Annotated in this window: 14 protein-coding genes, 1 pseudogene and 1 riboswitch; of the genes and pseudogenes, 4 read left to right on the forward strand and 11 right to left on the reverse strand. The window is 69.4% G+C overall.

From position 1 onward, the window contains the following. The 4 genes and pseudogenes from ADL01_RS00005 to ADL01_RS00020 all read left to right on the forward strand — a co-directional run. Nucleotides 1–624 (forward strand): annotated as a pseudogene (locus ADL01_RS00005) (hypothetical protein); the annotation flags it as partial. A gap of 130 nt (nucleotides 625–754) precedes the next feature. After that, complete coding sequence (locus ADL01_RS00010) at nucleotides 755–1,168, forward strand: VOC family protein (protein ID WP_053739741.1); 414 nt, start codon at nucleotides 755–757, stop codon at nucleotides 1,166–1,168. Nucleotides 1,169–1,192: 24 nt separating this feature from the next. Further along, nucleotides 1,193–2,314, forward strand: coding sequence for an LOG family protein (locus ADL01_RS00015; RefSeq protein ID WP_053739742.1), 1,122 nt, complete (start codon nucleotides 1,193–1,195; stop codon nucleotides 2,312–2,314). A gap of 149 nt (nucleotides 2,315–2,463) precedes the next feature. Next, on the forward strand, nucleotides 2,464–3,156 hold the full coding sequence (locus tag ADL01_RS00020; protein ID WP_053739743.1) for an LAETG motif-containing sortase-dependent surface protein: 693 nt from the start codon (nucleotides 2,464–2,466) through the stop codon (nucleotides 3,154–3,156). A gap of 82 nt (nucleotides 3,157–3,238) precedes the next feature. On the opposite strand, the gene ADL01_RS00025 is transcribed toward ADL01_RS00020, so the two are convergent. From ADL01_RS00025 to rpsB, 11 genes are all read right to left on the reverse strand, one after another. After that, nucleotides 3,239–4,036 carry a maleylpyruvate isomerase family mycothiol-dependent enzyme gene (locus tag ADL01_RS00025; protein ID WP_053739744.1) on the reverse strand — a complete coding sequence of 266 codons (798 nt, stop codon included), beginning with the start codon at nucleotides 4,034–4,036 and terminating at the stop codon, nucleotides 3,239–3,241. 10 nt (nucleotides 4,037–4,046) lie between these two features. Next, on the reverse strand, nucleotides 4,047–5,078 hold the full coding sequence (locus tag ADL01_RS00030) for an ABC transporter ATP-binding protein (RefSeq protein WP_053739745.1): 1,032 nt from the start codon (nucleotides 5,076–5,078) through the stop codon (nucleotides 4,047–4,049). Between the two features lie 2 nt (nucleotides 5,079–5,080). Then, complete coding sequence (locus ADL01_RS00035) at nucleotides 5,081–6,781, reverse strand: ABC transporter permease (protein WP_053739746.1); 1,701 nt, start codon at nucleotides 6,779–6,781, stop codon at nucleotides 5,081–5,083. Further along, complete coding sequence (locus ADL01_RS00040) at nucleotides 6,757–7,839, reverse strand: thiamine ABC transporter substrate-binding protein (protein ID WP_053739747.1); 1,083 nt, start codon at nucleotides 7,837–7,839, stop codon at nucleotides 6,757–6,759. The genes ADL01_RS00035 and ADL01_RS00040 overlap by 25 nt, the downstream gene beginning before the upstream one ends. Before the next feature lie 82 nt (nucleotides 7,840–7,921). Beyond that, nucleotides 7,922–8,042, reverse strand: a riboswitch (TPP riboswitch). A gap of 25 nt (nucleotides 8,043–8,067) precedes the next feature. Next, nucleotides 8,068–9,174, reverse strand: coding sequence for a 23S rRNA (adenine(2503)-C(2))-methyltransferase RlmN (rlmN, locus tag ADL01_RS00045; protein WP_053739902.1), 1,107 nt, complete (start codon nucleotides 9,172–9,174; stop codon nucleotides 8,068–8,070). Nucleotides 9,175–9,275: 101 nt separating this feature from the next. After that, a complete protein-coding gene (locus ADL01_RS00050; protein WP_053739748.1) occupies nucleotides 9,276–9,947 on the reverse strand; it encodes a hypothetical protein in 672 nt (223 codons plus the stop codon). A 125-nt stretch (nucleotides 9,948–10,072) separates the two neighbouring features. Then, nucleotides 10,073–11,194 carry a phosphatidate cytidylyltransferase gene (locus ADL01_RS00055; RefSeq protein ID WP_078960232.1) on the reverse strand — a complete coding sequence of 374 codons (1,122 nt, stop codon included), beginning with the start codon at nucleotides 11,192–11,194 and terminating at the stop codon, nucleotides 10,073–10,075. Next, a complete protein-coding gene (gene frr, locus ADL01_RS00060) occupies nucleotides 11,194–11,751 on the reverse strand; it encodes a ribosome recycling factor (protein ID WP_053739750.1) in 558 nt (185 codons plus the stop codon). The genes ADL01_RS00055 and frr overlap by 1 nt, the downstream gene beginning before the upstream one ends. Nucleotides 11,752–11,900: 149 nt before the next feature. After that, a complete protein-coding gene (gene pyrH, locus ADL01_RS00065) occupies nucleotides 11,901–12,659 on the reverse strand; it encodes a UMP kinase (protein WP_053739751.1) in 759 nt (252 codons plus the stop codon). 203 nt (nucleotides 12,660–12,862) lie between these two features. Then, complete coding sequence (tsf, locus tag ADL01_RS00070; protein ID WP_053739752.1) at nucleotides 12,863–13,699, reverse strand: translation elongation factor Ts; 837 nt, start codon at nucleotides 13,697–13,699, stop codon at nucleotides 12,863–12,865. 100 nt (nucleotides 13,700–13,799) lie between these two features. Further along, entirely contained in the window at nucleotides 13,800–14,717 is a 918-nt protein-coding gene (rpsB, locus tag ADL01_RS00075; protein ID WP_053739753.1) for a 30S ribosomal protein S2, read from the reverse strand. Between the last annotated feature and the right edge of the window lie 198 nt (nucleotides 14,718–14,915).

Below are 14,915 nucleotides of genomic sequence, written 5' to 3' on the forward strand. Positions count from 1 at the left end.
CTCCCCACCCCCCAGCCATCCCCCCGAGACCTGCCCTGGGGCATCGCCGTACTCGCGGCCGGCCTAGCCGTGGAGGCCTACGCCACCCGCGCCCCACACACCCACCTCACCCTGCCCGGCGGAGCCACCGGCAGCTCCGCCGCCGTACTCGTCGGCTGGACCCTGACCGCCCTCGGCCTAGCCCTCGCCGGCCCCGGCCTCGCACATCTCTGCGGACGCCTGCTGCAAGCCGTCCGCCCCGGCGCCCTCCGACTCCTCGCCGGCCGCGTCCTCATGGAGGAGGCGACCCGCATCGGCCGCCCCCTGGGCGTCGTCTGTGCGGTGGCGTCGGGCGCCTACGCCATGATCGTGCTGTACGACCACGCCACCGACGACCCGTCCCTCGGCCCCCTCACCATCCTGGGCGCCCTGGTCGTGGCGGGCTGCGCCGTCGCCACGCTCCTCACGGCCGCCGCCGAGGCCAGGCACGCCCGCGCGGACACCACGGCGGCCCTGCTCCGCCTGGGCGCACCGGCCACGACCCTGCGCACCGCCGCCGGTCTGCGCGCGGCCGCCCTGCTCGCCCTGTTCGGCCCGCTGACCCTGCTGATCGCGGAGCTGGCGGCGCTGCCACTGACCGCCTGACCCCCGTACGGAATCCGTACAAAGAAGCCGCTGGAAAACTCGTACGAAAAAAATCGCACTCGCCGATGAGTTTCGCCCGCACCCCGGGTCTACTCCATCGAACAGCAACACATCGACGGGAGAGACCCTCATGAGCGAGTACCAGCAGATGATCTTCGTGAACCTGGCCGTCAGCGACATCGCCGCCTCGAAGAAGTTCTTCACCGAGCTCGGGTACACGATCAACCCGCAGTTCACGAACGACGACTGCGCCTGTGTCGTGATCAGCGACACCATCGTCGCGATGCTGCTGAGCAAGTCGCGCTACGCCGACTTCACGAAGAAGGAGATCGCGGACTCGACGAAGACCAGCGAGGTCCTCATCTGTCTGAGCGCCGAGAGCCGCGCGAAGGTCGACGAGCTGGTCGACGGGGCGCTCGCGGCGGGCGGCACCGAGCCGCGCGAGGCGCAGGACTACGGCCAGATGTACGGCCGCGCCTTCGACGACCTCGACGGCCACACCTGGGAGGTCATGTGGATGGACCCGGCGGCCGTCCAGGGCTGACACGGCCCGTGCTTACATGGGCGGGTGCAGACCAGCCCCGCCCATGCGGCCCACCACGACGACCGTGAGATAGAGACGCTCGACGAGTTCGACGCGGTCGTCTCGGCCCGCGGCACCCTCGCCGGATTCCGCGTCCAAGGCGTCGATCTGACGGATCGTACGAAGGAACTGCTGACCAGCGGTACCGCGGGCGCCCTCTTCCTCGGCTGCCCGATGCGCCCGGACGCGACGGCGAAGGTCCGCGCGGACGGCGCCCTGGTCTTCCCGCCGGTCCCGGACCTGCCCTTCGACCCGTACCGCGGCCATCTCTACTCGCCGGACGAGTTGTTCGCCGGGCTCGACACCGGTTACGAGCGGACCCCCGACGCCCTCGGGTACGCCTGGTTCCAGCGGACGAAGGCCGACGGCGACATCTTCGCCTCGATGCTGCGCTCCGTCCACGACGACGCCGTCTCCGACGCCCTCGACGAACTCCTGTGCGGGACACAGGTGGTGGGGGTGATGGGGGGTCACGCGATGGCACGCGGGACGCGGGAGTACGCCGGTGCCGCGCGCCTGGGGCGCGAGCTGACGCGCGCCGGGTTCACGGTGGCCACGGGCGGAGGCCCGGGGGCGATGGAGGCGGCGAACCTCGGCGCGTACGCGGCTCCCTTCGACGACACCATGCTCGACGAGGCGTGCGAACTACTCGCCGGGGCCCCGTCGTTCACGCCCTCGATCACCGACTGGGCGCGCGCCGCCTTCGAGGTCCGCGCACGCTGGCCCAAAGGGGCCGGCTCGGTGGGCATACCGACCTGGTTCTACGGGCACGAACCGCCGAACGCCTTCGCCTCGCACATCGCCAAGTACTTCGCCAACGCCACCCGCGAGGACGGGTTGTTGGCCCGTTCGACCGCGGGGACAGTTTTCCTGCCGGGTGCCGCCGGGACCGTACAGGAGATCTTCGACAACGCGACCCCGAACTACTACGAGTCGCGCGGCGAGCCCACACCCATGGTGCTGGTCGACCAAGTCCACTGGACCGAACGGCTGCCCGCCTGGCCGCTGCTCCAATCGCTGGCGCGGGGGCGGGAGATGGAGGACCGGATCGCCCTGGTCGACCGGATCGAGGACGCTCCGGAAGCGTTGAAACGCCTTGCCGGTTAACAGGTAGGCAAAACCAATACAGGGAACCGGCATACCGATTGACAGGCCTTATGCCACGCTTATAGACCTGTGAGACTCGTGGGGGTGACGAGGTGATGAGGTCTCATCGCTCCCTCCCTCCTCAGCTGTGCATCCCGTGAAGGGCAACCGTGTCCATTTCTTCCCGTACCGCACGTTCCGTGCGCATTCTCGGTGTTGCCTCCGCGTCGGCCGCGCTCGCGCTGGGTGTCGCCGGCACCGCGTTCGCCTGCAACATCACTGAGTTCTCCGCCGACGCCAAGTGCGACGGCGAAAAGGGTGTCATCAGCGTCACCGACAAGGACCCGTCGGGCACTTTGGCCACGGTCACCGTGTACCTCGGTGACAAGGTCATCGGTACCCAGGACGTGGTGGGCAGCCGCGAGGGCGTCACCGTCGACTTCTCGGAGGACTGGGCGCCGAACGCGACGTACCGCGTTCACGTCAAGGCCGGCAACCAGGTCGACAAGGACATCAACCCGGATGTGACCACCCCGGGCAAGGCCTGCAAGGCGGAGCCGACCCCCACCCCGACTCCGCCGGCTTCTCAGACCCCGACGCCCTCGGAGCCCGCTTCCACGCCGACCCCGTCGGCGTCGGAGCCCGAGGACTCCGCCACCCCGACTCCGTCGGCCTCGGAGAGTACCCCGGGTGTCCCCGCGGACAGCGTTCCGACGCCCGCGGGCGGCACCTCCAACCTCGCCGAGACCGGCGCCAGCTCGAACACCGGTGTGATCGCCGGTATCGCCGCTGCTCTGGTCGCCGTCGGCGGCGGCGCCGTCTTCTTCGGCATGCGCCGTCGTGGGACGTCCAGCAAGAGCTGACGTTTCGTTCGCCGTATCCGCAGTACCTGGCTGTACGTGGTGGCCCGTCCCGCTCATCAGGGGGCGGGCCATCGCGCTGCCGTCAGCCGAACGTCGCCCTCCGCAGCCAGAACTCCAGCAGCTCGCGCTCCCCGAGGATCTCCAACCGCGGGCTGTCCAGCGGCAGTCGGCGGTAGAAGGCGAGCATGACGTCGGTGAGCGGGCCGCGCAGGGCGACCGTCGCCTTCTCATGGCCGCGCCGCCAGACGACGCCTTTCTCGGTGAGCTCCACGACCCACTCGGCGTTCGCCTCCGGCGCGGTGTCCGTGGCGTGCAGATGGATGCTGCTGCCCGTCCCGCGCAGCTCCTTCGCCGCCTCGTGCGGCTGCGTCCGCTGCATGAACTCGACGATCTGCAGCCACTCGTCGATGGCGTCGGCGGCGATGTCGGCCGCGACCTCGTACGACAGCCCGGCGGCGAGGGCCGCGTCCGCGCGGTGGACGGTGATCTCGTGGGCCATCCGGCGCGCCCAGAACCCCGAGGTGTGGATCCCGGACCACGACCACACCGTGGTGTCCGGCCCGGCCTCGCGCAGCGCGGCGACGACCAGCTCACCGGTCTCGGCGAGCCAGGCGTCCAGCGCGCCGGCATCGCCCCGGGCCTCCGGTCCGCCGCTGAGGGGTACCTGATCCTTGCCGATATTCTCCTCGGCCCGCGTACGCACCAGCGTGTCCGCCCAGCGCAAGGCACCGCCCGTGTGTCGCACCAGCTGCTCCAGCGACCAGTCGGGACAGGTCGGCACGGTCGCCGACAGATCGGCGCCGGAGGTCACCACCGCTCTCAACTGCCCGGCCTGATGGGCGATTTCATCGCAATAGCGGTCATGCGCGAGTGTCGTCATACCGAGCACCCTATGAGGGGCCCCGCCGGCCCAGCACGACAATTTCGGCCGCGTCGAAGGCCACCCCGACCTCGTCCCCGGGCTCCGGCGCCTCACGCAACGCGCACGCGGCCTCCAGTCGGGGCGCGTCCTCGGGCTGGAGCCGGACGGCGACATGCGTACCCCGGAAAGTGCGCGCGGCCACGATGCAGCGCAGGCCCTCGTCGGCGGGCACCAGGCGTACCCCGGCGGGCCGTACAAGCAGCGTGCGTACCCCCTCTTCGGTGCCCTCGGGGACCGGAACCTTGCCCCAGGGGGTGTCCGCGAGCTGCCCGCTCACCGTCGCCTCGACGACGTTGTCGAAGCCGAGGAAGCGCGCCACGAACTCGTCGGCGGGCCGCTGCCAGACCTCAAGTGGCGTACCGGACTGGGCGATCCGTCCGTCGCGCATCACGATCACCCGGTCCGCGAGCGCGAAGGCCTCGCCCTGGTCGTGGGTGACGGCGAGCACGGTGGTGCCCAACCGACTGAAGAGTTCCCTCAGTTCGACGACGAGCCGCTCGCGCAGCGAGCGGTCCAGCTGGCCGAGCGGTTCGTCGAGCATCAGCAGCCGGGGGCGCGGCGCGAGGGCGCGGGCGAGGGCGACGCGCTGCTGTTCCCCTCCGGAGAGCGCGGAGACGGCACGTCCGGCGGCGCCCGGCAGCCCGACCAGGTCCAGCAACTCCCGTACGCGTACGTCCTGTTGAGCCTTGGATACGTGGTGCATGCGCAGCCCGAAGGCGACGTTGCCGCCGACGTCCCGCTGCGGGAACAGCTGGTGGTCCTGGAACATCAGGCCCACCTCCCGCTTGTGCGCCGGCACCCCGGTGAGATCCCGGCCGTCGAGCGACACGCGCCCCGCGTCCAGGGGTTGGAGTCCCGCGACCGCGCGCAGCAGCGTCGATTTCCCGCTGCCGCTGGGGCCGAGCACGCACACGATCTCGTGCTCGGCGACATCGAGGCCGACGCCGTCGAGCACGGGCCGCGCCCCGAACCGTACGGTCGCCTGGTCGAGACTGAGCATGGTCAGAACTCCCCCGTCCGGTCGGTCCGCAGCCGCTCCAGCACGAGCAGGGCCACCGCGCACACCACCATCAAGATCGTCGAAAGGGCCATCGCCTGGCCGTAGTTGAGGTCACCGGGGCGGCCCAGCAGACGGGCCACCGCGACCGGCAGGGTCGGGTTGTCGGGCCGGGCGATGAACACGGTCGCCCCGAACTCGCCCAGCGACACGGCGAACGCGAAGCCGGCCGCGATCAGCAGCGCCCGCCGCACGATCGGCAGATCGACCTCGCGCCAGACCCGCCAGGGCGAGGCCCCGAGCACGGCCGCCGCTTCCCTGAGCCGCCCGTCCACGGCCCGCAGCACCGGCAACATGGTCCGCACCACGAACGGCACCCCGACCAGCGCCTGCGCCAGCGGTACGAGGATCCAGCTGCCGCGCAGATCGAGCGGCGGCTCGTCGAGCGCGATGAGGAATCCGAACCCGACGGTCACCGCCGACACCCCGAGGGGCAGCATCAACAGCGCGTCGAACCCCCGTACGAGCCGCCCGGCATCGCGCCGGGTGAGCGCCGCGGCGGCCAGTGAGCCGACGACGACGGCGATGCCGGTGGCGGCGACGGCGTACTGGAGCGAGTTCCCGATGGCGGCGATCGGCGCCACCAGGAAGATGCCGGAGTCGTCGCGGGTGAGCGCCGTGTAGTAGCCGAGGCCCGCGCCGCCGGGTGTGGCGAACGACCGCTGCACGAGCACGGCGAGCGGCAGCACCAGCAGCACGGCGATGCTGGTCAGCACCCCGCCGAGCAGCGCCCACTGGCCCCGGCCGCGCGGCCGGCGGGCGGTCGTCTCCGGTGCCACGAGCCGCAGCACGCTCTCCCGCCGCCGTACCGTCCCGGCGTGCACGGCGAGAATGGCGCCCACCGCGACGAACTGGACGAGGGTCAGCACGGCCGCCGTACCGAGGTCGAAGATCTCCGAGGTCTGCCGGTAGATCTCCACTTCGAGGGTGGCGAAGGTCGGGCCGCCCAGGATCTGCACCACCCCGAAGGAGGTGAAGGTGAAGAGGAAGACCATCAGCGAAGCGGCGCCGACGGCGGGTGCGAGGGCGGGCAGCGTGACCTGCCGCCAGGCCGCGAACCGCGATGCGCCGAGCACCCGCGCGGCCTCCTCCTGCCGTGGGTCGAGCTGCGCCCAGAGCCCGCCGACCGTCCGTACGACGACGGCGTAGTTGAAGAAGACGTGCGCGAGCAGGATCGCCCACACGGTCGTGTCCAGCCGTACGCCCCACAGCTCGTCGAGCAGCCCACCACGCCCGACCAGCGCCAGGAACGCCGTCCCGACCACGACGGTCGGCAGCACGAACGGCACGGTCACCACGGCCCGCAGAATCTGCTTGCCCCTGAAATCGAAGCGTGCGAAGACATACGTGCCGGGGAGCGCGATCAGCAGCGTGAGCGCGGTGGACGCGAGCGCCTGCCAGACGGTGAACCAGAGGACATGCCGGATTCCGGAGTCCCCCAGCACCTCCCCCACCTGCCCGAGCCGCCAGACCCCGTCGACGTGCAGGCCGCGCGCGACGATCGCGGCGACGGGGTAGGCGAAGAAGAGCGCGAAGAAGACGACGGGCAGCGCGAGCAGGGCACCGCTCACAGCGGCACCCTTCCGGCGCGCGGGCACCACCGCCGCTTCGGATGCCTCTGCTACTTCAGTACGAGCGAGGTCCACGACTTGACCCACTGGTCACGGTGCTCGGCGATCTTCGCGGGGTCCATGGTCTCGGGGTCCTTGGCCTGCGGCCCGTACGCGGTGAACTCGGCGGGCACCTTCGCGCCCTCGCGTACGGGGTACACGAACATGTTCAGCGGCATGTCCTCCTGGAAGGTCCTGCCGACCAGGAAGTCGAGCAGGGCCTTGCCGCCCGCGCTGTTCCTGGCGTTGCTGAGCAGCCCCGCGTACTCGACCTGCCGGAAGCAGGTGCCGGTCGCGACCCCGGTCGGAGCGGCGGTCGGCTTCGGGTCGGCGAAGATCACCTCGGCGGGCGGCGAGGAGGCGTACGAGACGACGAGCGGCCGGTCGGCCTTGGCCTTCTTGCCGCCGGCCGACCCGGAGAACTCCTCGTTGTACGCCTGCTCCCAGCCGTCGACGACCTTCACACCGTTGGCCTTGAGCTTCGTCCAGTAGCCGGCCCAGCCCTCGTCGCCGTACTTGGCGGCGCTGCCGAGCAGGAACCCGAGTCCGGGCGAGGAGGTGGAGGCGTTCTCCGTGACGAGGAGATTCTTGTAGGCGGGCTTGACCAGATCGTCGAAGGACACGGGCGGGGTCAGCTTGTGCTCGCTGAACCAGGCCTTGTCGTAGTTGACGCAGATGTCGCCGGTGTCGATCGGAGTGACCCGGTGCTTGTCCGCGTCGGTCCGGTACGCGGGCAGGATCGCGTCGGCGTCCTTCACCTCGTACGACTGGAACAGGCCGTTGTCGAGCGCGCGGGAGAGCAGGGTGTTGTCGACGCCGAAGAGGACATCGCCCTGCGGGTTGTCCTTGGTCAGGATCGCCTTGTTGACGGCCTGCCCGGCGTCGCCGTCCTTGAGGACCCTGACCTTGTACCCGGACTGCTTCTCGAACGCGGCGAGGACGCCCTTCGAGACGGCCCACGAGTCATGGCTGACGAGGGTGACGGTCTTGGAGGCCGTCGGCGAAGCACTGCCACCGTCCTGGGACCCGCACGCGGACAGGGTGACGAGCCCGAGCCCGACGGCAAGGGCGGTGACCTGCTTGGTGATGCTCACTGGATTTCTTCCTCCTGGGATGACCAGGAAGAGACGCGGCCCTGCCCGGGACCCGTGACGGGTTCCGGGCAGGGCGCAACAGCAAGAGTGATGACCGAACTTCCTACCCAGAATGACCTGGGCGAGGTTCAGAGGGTCTGCGGCCCACCAATGTGATCTGGCTGCCGCACTCTCAGCGCTGTGGCGCTCCCCTGTCGGAATATGAAGATATGTAGGTACGACGTAAGACTACCGCTCGGTGGCAGCGAGCTGACCGCACGCCCCGTCGATCTCCTGCCCACGGGTGTCCCGAACGGTGACGGGCACCCCGTGCGCGGCGATGGCCTCGACGAACGCCTTCTCGTCCTCGGGCCGCGAGGCGGTCCACTTGGACCCCGGAGTCGGGTTCAGCGGAATCAGGTTGACGTGCACGGGCTTGCCCCTGAGCAGCCGCCCGAGCCGGTCACCGCGCCAGGCCTGGTCGTTGATGTCCCTGATCAGCGCGTACTCGATGGACAGCCGGCGCCCCGACTTGGCCGCGTACTCCCACCCGGCGTCGAGGACCTCGCGCACCCTCCACCGCGTGTTGACGGGGACGAGGGTGTCGCGCAGCTCGTCGTCGGGCGCGTGCAGGGAGATGGCGAGCCGGCACTTGAAGCCTTCGTCGGCGAACCGGTGGATGGCCGGCACCAGCCCGACGGTCGAGAGGGTGATCCCGCGCTGCGACAGCCCCATGCCGTCCGGCTCGGGGTCGGTCAGCGCGCGGATGGCGCCGACGACGCGCTTGTAGTTGGCGAGGGGCTCACCCATGCCCATGAAGACGATGTTGGAGAGCCGCGCGGGGCCACCGGGGATCTCCCCGTCCCGCAGCGCACGCATCCCGTCCACGATCTGGTGCACGATCTCGGCGGTGGACAGATTCCGGTCCAGCCCCGCCTGCCCGGTCGCGCAGAACGGGCAGTTCATCCCGCACCCCGCCTGCGAACTGATGCACATGGTCACCCGGTCCGGGTACCGCATGAGCACCGACTCGACGAGCGTCCCGTCGAACATCCGCCACAGGGTCTTACGGGTGGTGTCCTGGTCGGTCGACAGATGTCGGACGACCGTCATCAGCTCCGGAAGCAGTGCCTCCTGGAGCTTTCCGCGCGAGGCGGCCGGGATGTCCGTCCACTCGGCCGGGTCGTGCGCGAGCCGCGCGAAGTAGTGCTGCGAGAGCTGCTTGGCACGAAACGGCTTCTCACCGATCGCGGCAACGGCCTCTTTACGCTCGGCGGGCGTGAGATCGGCAAGATGCCGCGGCGGCTTCTGAGCTCCGCGCGGGGCGACGAATGTGAGTTCTCCTGGCTTAGGCATGGCCATACCAGTGTCGCAGACATCCGCACACCCCCTCACCCCCCTGTGGACAACCCCACACCCAGGGCACAAAAGGCCAGGTCGGCAGCGCACCTACGTACTCACCGAGGCGCCGCGGCCATCACCCCCCGGAGCTGCGCCACCTCCCGCTCCAGCTCGCGGTAGTGGTCGCTGACCTTCTGTCGGGCCGTCGGTGTGACGCGGCCCCCGTCCAGTTCGGTCAGTCGGGCGCCCAGGGCGGTGAGGCCTGCCTGCCAGTCGTGCCAGCCGTCCGCGCCCTGGGCCTCCGTCAGCTCGTGCTGGGCGGCGCGCAGAGCCGCGTGGGCCCCCTCGCGCAGCGGGAGGAGGTCGGCGCGCAGCCGTTCGGTGCGCTCGCGGAGATAGACGAAGGACTCGCCGTATCCGGCGAACGTCTCCCGCAGGTCGGTCATCGACCTGACCTGCCCCCTGAGCGCCTCCAGCCAGGGCACGGCCACCTCGACGCCGTGTTCGGCCGCCTGGACGGTCGCGGTACGGACCTCCTGGTACTGCTGGGAGACGACGTCCAGGTCGGCGAAGACACCCATCGCGCCGAGCGTCTGCTCGCGGATGGTGTCCGAGGGAAGTCCGTCTCCCTGGTCGAGCAGCGCTTCGATCCGCGCCAGCTCGCCCCGCACCGCCCGGCGCAGGTCCAGCAGCGCCTGGTGAGCGGCGTCGGCCGCCTCGACCGGGCCGGCGACAGCCGCCAGCCCCTCGGCCTGCCGCTGACGTCTGGTCCGGCTACGCCCCCACATGCATGCCACCCCTTCCGGACGGATCGACCGCACTGAAGTCGATCTTAGGTTCGAAAGGGGTGGATTCGGTCCGTCGTAGGTGTTTCACACGAAACCCGGACCGTACTGGAACATTCCGAGTGCCCTCAGCCCACGAAGGCGACGAACAGCAGCCACACGACAGGAGCCGTGGGCAGCAGTGAGTCCAGCCGGTCCATGATGCCGCCGTGCCCGGGCAGCAGCGTGCCCATGTCCTTGATGCCCAGGTCCCGCTTGATCATGGACTCGCCGAGGTCGCCGAGCGTCGCGCTGACCGCGACCGCGAGGCCCAGCACCAGTCCCTGCCACCAGGTGCCGTCGTCGATCACGTACTCCATCAGCAGCGCGCCCGCCACCATCGCGAACGTGACAGCGCCGAGCAGTCCCTCGCGGGTCTTGCCGGGGCTGATGCGCGGGGCGAGCTTGTGTTTGCCGAAGCGCCAGCCGATCGCGTACGCGCCGGTGTCGCTGACGACCGTCAGCAGGAGGAACGTCATGACGCGCTGCGCACCGTCGTCGGCGGTGAGCATCATCGCGACGAAGGTGGCCAGGAAGGGGACGTAGAAGGCAGCGAAAACGCCTGCCGTGACGTCCTTGAGATAGCCTTCCGGAGGTTCCGTCATACGCCAGACCAGGACCGCGAGCGCGGTGAGGGCCATCGCGACCCACGCGCCCTCGGGACCTCGGACGTATCCGGAGACGACCATCGCGGCCCCGCCGAGCGCGAGCGGCACCAGCGGCGCCTTGATGCCCTTGCGCTCCTGGAGCCGGGACGTCAGTTCCCACAGACCCACCACGACGGCGACCGCGATCACTCCGACGAAGGCGGCCTTGACGACGAACAACGACGCGATGATCACCGCGCCGAGCCCGACGCCGACCCCTATGGCCGCACCGAGGTCCCGGCCCGCGCTCTTCTTCTGCGGGGCGGGCTGTGGGGTGTCGTCGGACATGTGCATGGAATCCGGCTTCTGCGGCATCGCCCCGTAGGGCTGCGCCTGCGGCATCTCGTCGTGGAACGAGGGGCCGCCCGGCCGAGCGGCCCCCCGGTCGTCATCCTGGTCTCCGCCGTGTGCGGGTACGTCGGGCACGATGGGCATGGGGCGAGTCTGCTGCGCGTGGTGCGCATCATACGCGGGACCCGCCGGGGCAGCCCCCTGGACAGGCCCTCCGTCGGACGGCCCCCAGTACCCGGCGTGGGGCGGCGCCCCCCAGGAAGAGTCGTTCATCAGACTTCGAGAAGCTCCGCTTCCTTGTGCTTGAGGAGCTCGTCCACCTGCGCGACGTACTTCGCGGTGGTGTCGTCGAGCTCCTTCTCCGCGCGGCGGCCCTCGTCCTCGCCGACCTCGCCGTCCTTGACGAACTTGTCGATGGCGTCCTTGGCCTTGCGGCGGATGGACCGGATCGAGATCTTGGAGTCCTCGGCCTTGGTCCGGGCCACCTTGATGTAGTCCTTGCGGCGCTCCTGGGTGAGCTCGGGGAACACCACGCGGATGATGTTTCCGTCGTTGCTCGGGTTGACGCCGAGGTCGGAGTCGCGGATCGCCTGTTCGATGTTGCGCAGTGCGCTCTTGTCGAACGGGGTCACCACGGCCATGCGCGGTTCGGGCACGGAGAACGAGGCCAGCTGGTTGATCGGCGTCAGCGCGCCGTAGTAGTCGGCCACGATCTTGTTGAACATCGCCGGGTGCGCACGACCGGTGCGGATCGCGGCGAAGTCCTCCTTGGCGACCACGACGGCCTTCTCCATCTTCTCCTCGGCCTCGAGGAGGGTCTCTTCGATCACCACTTGCTCCTGCGTGTCTTGAGTAGGCCCGGCTGCTGTTCTCGGTCCGCGGCCGGCTGCGTCGCGTCTTCTTCCTGCACGGTTCCCGACCGCCAGGACATTGTCCATCCCCCGCTCAGGGACCATCCCCGGTCGGAGCTGATCCCTTGTCAGTCCCGGCTGCTCGGTTCACCGACAAGCGTGCCGATCTTCTCACCCTTGACGGCCCGCGCGATATTGCCCTCGGTCAGAAGCTCGAAGACCAGGATCGGGAGCTTGTTGTCACGGCACAGCGTGATCGCGGTCATGTCGGCGACCTTGAGGTCCCGGGTGATGACCTCGCCGTACCCGAGCGAGTCGAACTTGAGGGCCCCGGGGTTGGTCTTCGGGTCGGAGTCGTAGACCCCGTCCACGCCGTTCTTGCCCATCAGCAGCGCCTCGGCGTCGATCTCCAGGGCGCGCTGCGCGGCGGTCGTGTCGGTGGAGAAGTACGGCATGCCCATACCGGCACCGAAGATGACCACACGGCCCTTCTCCAGGTGCCGTACGGCACGCAGCGGGATGTACGGCTCGGCGACCTGGCCCATGGTGATGGCGGTCTGGACCCGGCTGTCGATGCCCTCCTTCTCCAGGAAGTCCTGGAGCGCGAGGCAGTTCATGACGGTGCCGAGCATGCCCATGTAGTCGGAGCGGGCCCGGTCCATGCCGCGCTGCTGAAGTTCCGCGCCGCGAAAGAAGTTGCCGCCGCCGATGACGACGGCGATCTCGGCACCGTCGCGCACGACGGCCGCGATCTCGCGGGCAATCTTGTGCACCACGTCGGGGTCGACGCCCAGGCCCCCGCCGCCGGAGAAGGCCTCCCCGGACAGCTTCAGCATGAACCGACCGCGCACTTTGCCGTCGTCGCTCTTCTGGGCCTTGGTGGTCATGGAGAATCTCGCCTCTTCACGTGTCACACATACGAAGGAGACCATTGCCGGTGGGGTGTCGATCGCATCCCATGGTCGGCAATGGCCTCCTCGTCAGATCTGCTGTCGTCCGCCACGCGCGCGTGCGTGACGGCGTACGCGCGCGACTGTCGTCGACCCTATAGGTATGCCTACGCGGGCCGCGCGTCGATCGCGGTACGGACTCAGATGCCGACCTTGATGCGCGTGAAGCGCTTCAGGGTGACACCGGCCTCGTCCAGGACCTTCTGGACGGACTTCTTGTTGTCCAGCGCGTACGGCTGGCCGAGCAGCGTGGCGTCCTTGAAGAAGCCGTTGAGGCGACCCTCGACGATCTTCGGCAGGGCGGCCTCGGGCTTGCCCTCGGCGCGGGTGGTCTCCTCGGCGACGCGGCGCTCGGTCTCGACGACCTCGGCCGGCACGTCCTCCTTGGAGAGGTACTTCGGCGCGAAGGCGGCGATGTGCTGGGCGATACCCTTGGCCACCTCGGCGTTGGGCTTGTCCAGCTCGACGAGGACACCGATCTGCGGGGGCAGGTCGGGCATCGTGCGGTGCATGTACGCCAGCACGAAACCGTCCGCGTACTGCGCGAAGCGGTCCAGGACGATCTTCTCGCCCAGGTTGGCGTTGGCCTCGTCGACGTACGCCTGAACCGTCTTGCCGGACTCGATCTCGGAGGCGAGCAGCGCCTCGATGTCGGCCGGGGAGGTCTTGGCGACGTGCTCGGCGAGCGCGTTGGCCGCAGCCTGGAACTTCTCGCCCTTGGCGACGAAGTCCGTCTCGCACTTCAGCTCGACGAGGACACCGGAGGTGTTGTCGTCGGCGATGATCGAGACGACCGCGCCGTTCTCGGCGGAACGGCCCTCGCGCTTGGCGACGCCCTTCTGGCCCTTGATGCGCAGGGCCTCTACGGCCTTGTCGACATCGCCCTCGGCCTCGTCGAGCGCCTTCTTGCAGTCCATCATGCCGGCGCCGGTGAGCTCACGGAGCTTCTTGACGTCGGCGGCGGTGTAGTTCGCCATGATTCTCGGAGTCTCTCTCGAAGTCTGAAAGATCTACGGATCGAACGGCGGGGGCCCGATGGAGGTGCCCCCGCCGTTCGACAACCCGAAGGGGTGAGGGTCAGGCCTGCTCGGCGTCCGCGGCCGGAGCCTCGGCGACGGGGGCCTCAGCGGCGACCTCGGCCTCGGCCTCAGCAGGGGCCTCGGTCTCGGCGGGAGCCTCGGCAGCGGCCTCGGCGGCGGGCGCCTCGGCGTCGTCGGCCTTCTTCTCGCCCTCGAGGAGGTCGCGCTCCCACTCGGCGAGGGGCTCGGCAACGGCCTTCTCGCCCTTGTCACCGGTGTTGACGCCGGAACGGGACATGAGGCCCTCGGCGACAGCGTCGGCGATCACGCGGGTGAGCAGGGTGACGGAGCGGATCGCGTCGTCGTTGCCCGGGATCTTGTAGTCGACCTCGTCGGGGTCGCAGTTGGTGTCGAGGATGGCGACGACCGGAATGTTGAGCTTCCGGGCCTCACCGACCGCGATGTGCTCCTTCTTGGTGTCCACGATCCAGACGGCGCTGGGCACCTTGGACATCTCGCGGATACCACCGAGGGTCTTCTCCAGCTTGGCCTTCTCGCGCGAGAGCACGAGAAGCTCCTTCTTGGTGAGACCCGACGCGGCGACGTCCTCGAAGTCGATCTGCTCGAGCTCCTTGAGGCGCTGCAGACGCTTGTAGACGGTCGAGAAGTTGGTGAGCATGCCGCCCAGCCAGCGCTGGTTGACGTAGGGCATGCCGACGCGGGTCGCCTGCTCGGCGATCGCCTCCTGCGCCTGCTTCTTCGTGCCGACGAACATGACCGTGCCGCCGTGGGCGACGGTCTCCTTGACGAACTCGTAGGCGCGGTCGATGTACGACAGCGACTGGAGCAGGTCGATGATGTAGATGCCGTTGCGCTCCGTGAAGATGAAGCGCTTCATCTTCGGGTTCCAACGACGGGTCTGGTGACCGAAGTGGACGCCGCTTTCCAGCAGCTCCCGCATCGTGACGACGGCCATGGCCGTTCTCCTTGTGTTTCTCGGTTGTGCCGCGGGTACCGGCCGGCACCCGCGCCTGACGCCCGATTTGCGCCTTGCCGCGAGGGACCGAGAGGCGCTGACACCGGCCCTGTGAGGGGCCTGATGTCGGGGCGTGCGAAGTCGACCCGGTGACCCGGATCGCCAAAGGAAGTGTACGGGACCGACGGGGCCCCGGGT

The organism is Streptomyces sp. NRRL WC-3618, from assembly GCF_001280005.1.
Classification (GTDB): domain Bacteria; phylum Actinomycetota; class Actinomycetes; order Streptomycetales; family Streptomycetaceae; genus Streptomyces.

Excerpts from the sequence above, each read along its gene's own strand:
- ADL01_RS00010 (WP_053739741.1), top strand. The coding sequence starts at position 755 with ATGAGCGAGTACCAGCAGATGATCTTCGTGAACCTGGCCGTCAGCGAC.
- ADL01_RS00025 (WP_053739744.1), bottom strand. The coding sequence starts at position 4,036 with ATGACGACACTCGCGCATGACCGCTATTGCGATGAAATCGCCCATCAG.
- ADL01_RS00030 (WP_053739745.1), bottom strand. The coding sequence starts at position 5,078 with ATGCTCAGTCTCGACCAGGCGACCGTACGGTTCGGGGCGCGGCCCGTG.
- rlmN (WP_053739902.1), bottom strand. The coding sequence starts at position 9,174 with ATGCCTAAGCCAGGAGAACTCACATTCGTCGCCCCGCGCGGAGCTCAG.
- ADL01_RS00050 (WP_053739748.1), bottom strand. The coding sequence starts at position 9,947 with ATGTGGGGGCGTAGCCGGACCAGACGTCAGCGGCAGGCCGAGGGGCTG.
- ADL01_RS00055 (WP_078960232.1), bottom strand. The coding sequence starts at position 11,194 with ATGAACGACTCTTCCTGGGGGGCGCCGCCCCACGCCGGGTACTGGGGG.
- pyrH (WP_053739751.1), bottom strand. The coding sequence starts at position 12,659 with ATGACCACCAAGGCCCAGAAGAGCGACGACGGCAAAGTGCGCGGTCGG.
- tsf (WP_053739752.1), bottom strand. The coding sequence starts at position 13,699 with ATGGCGAACTACACCGCCGCCGACGTCAAGAAGCTCCGTGAGCTCACC.
- rpsB (WP_053739753.1), bottom strand. The coding sequence starts at position 14,717 with ATGGCCGTCGTCACGATGCGGGAGCTGCTGGAAAGCGGCGTCCACTTC.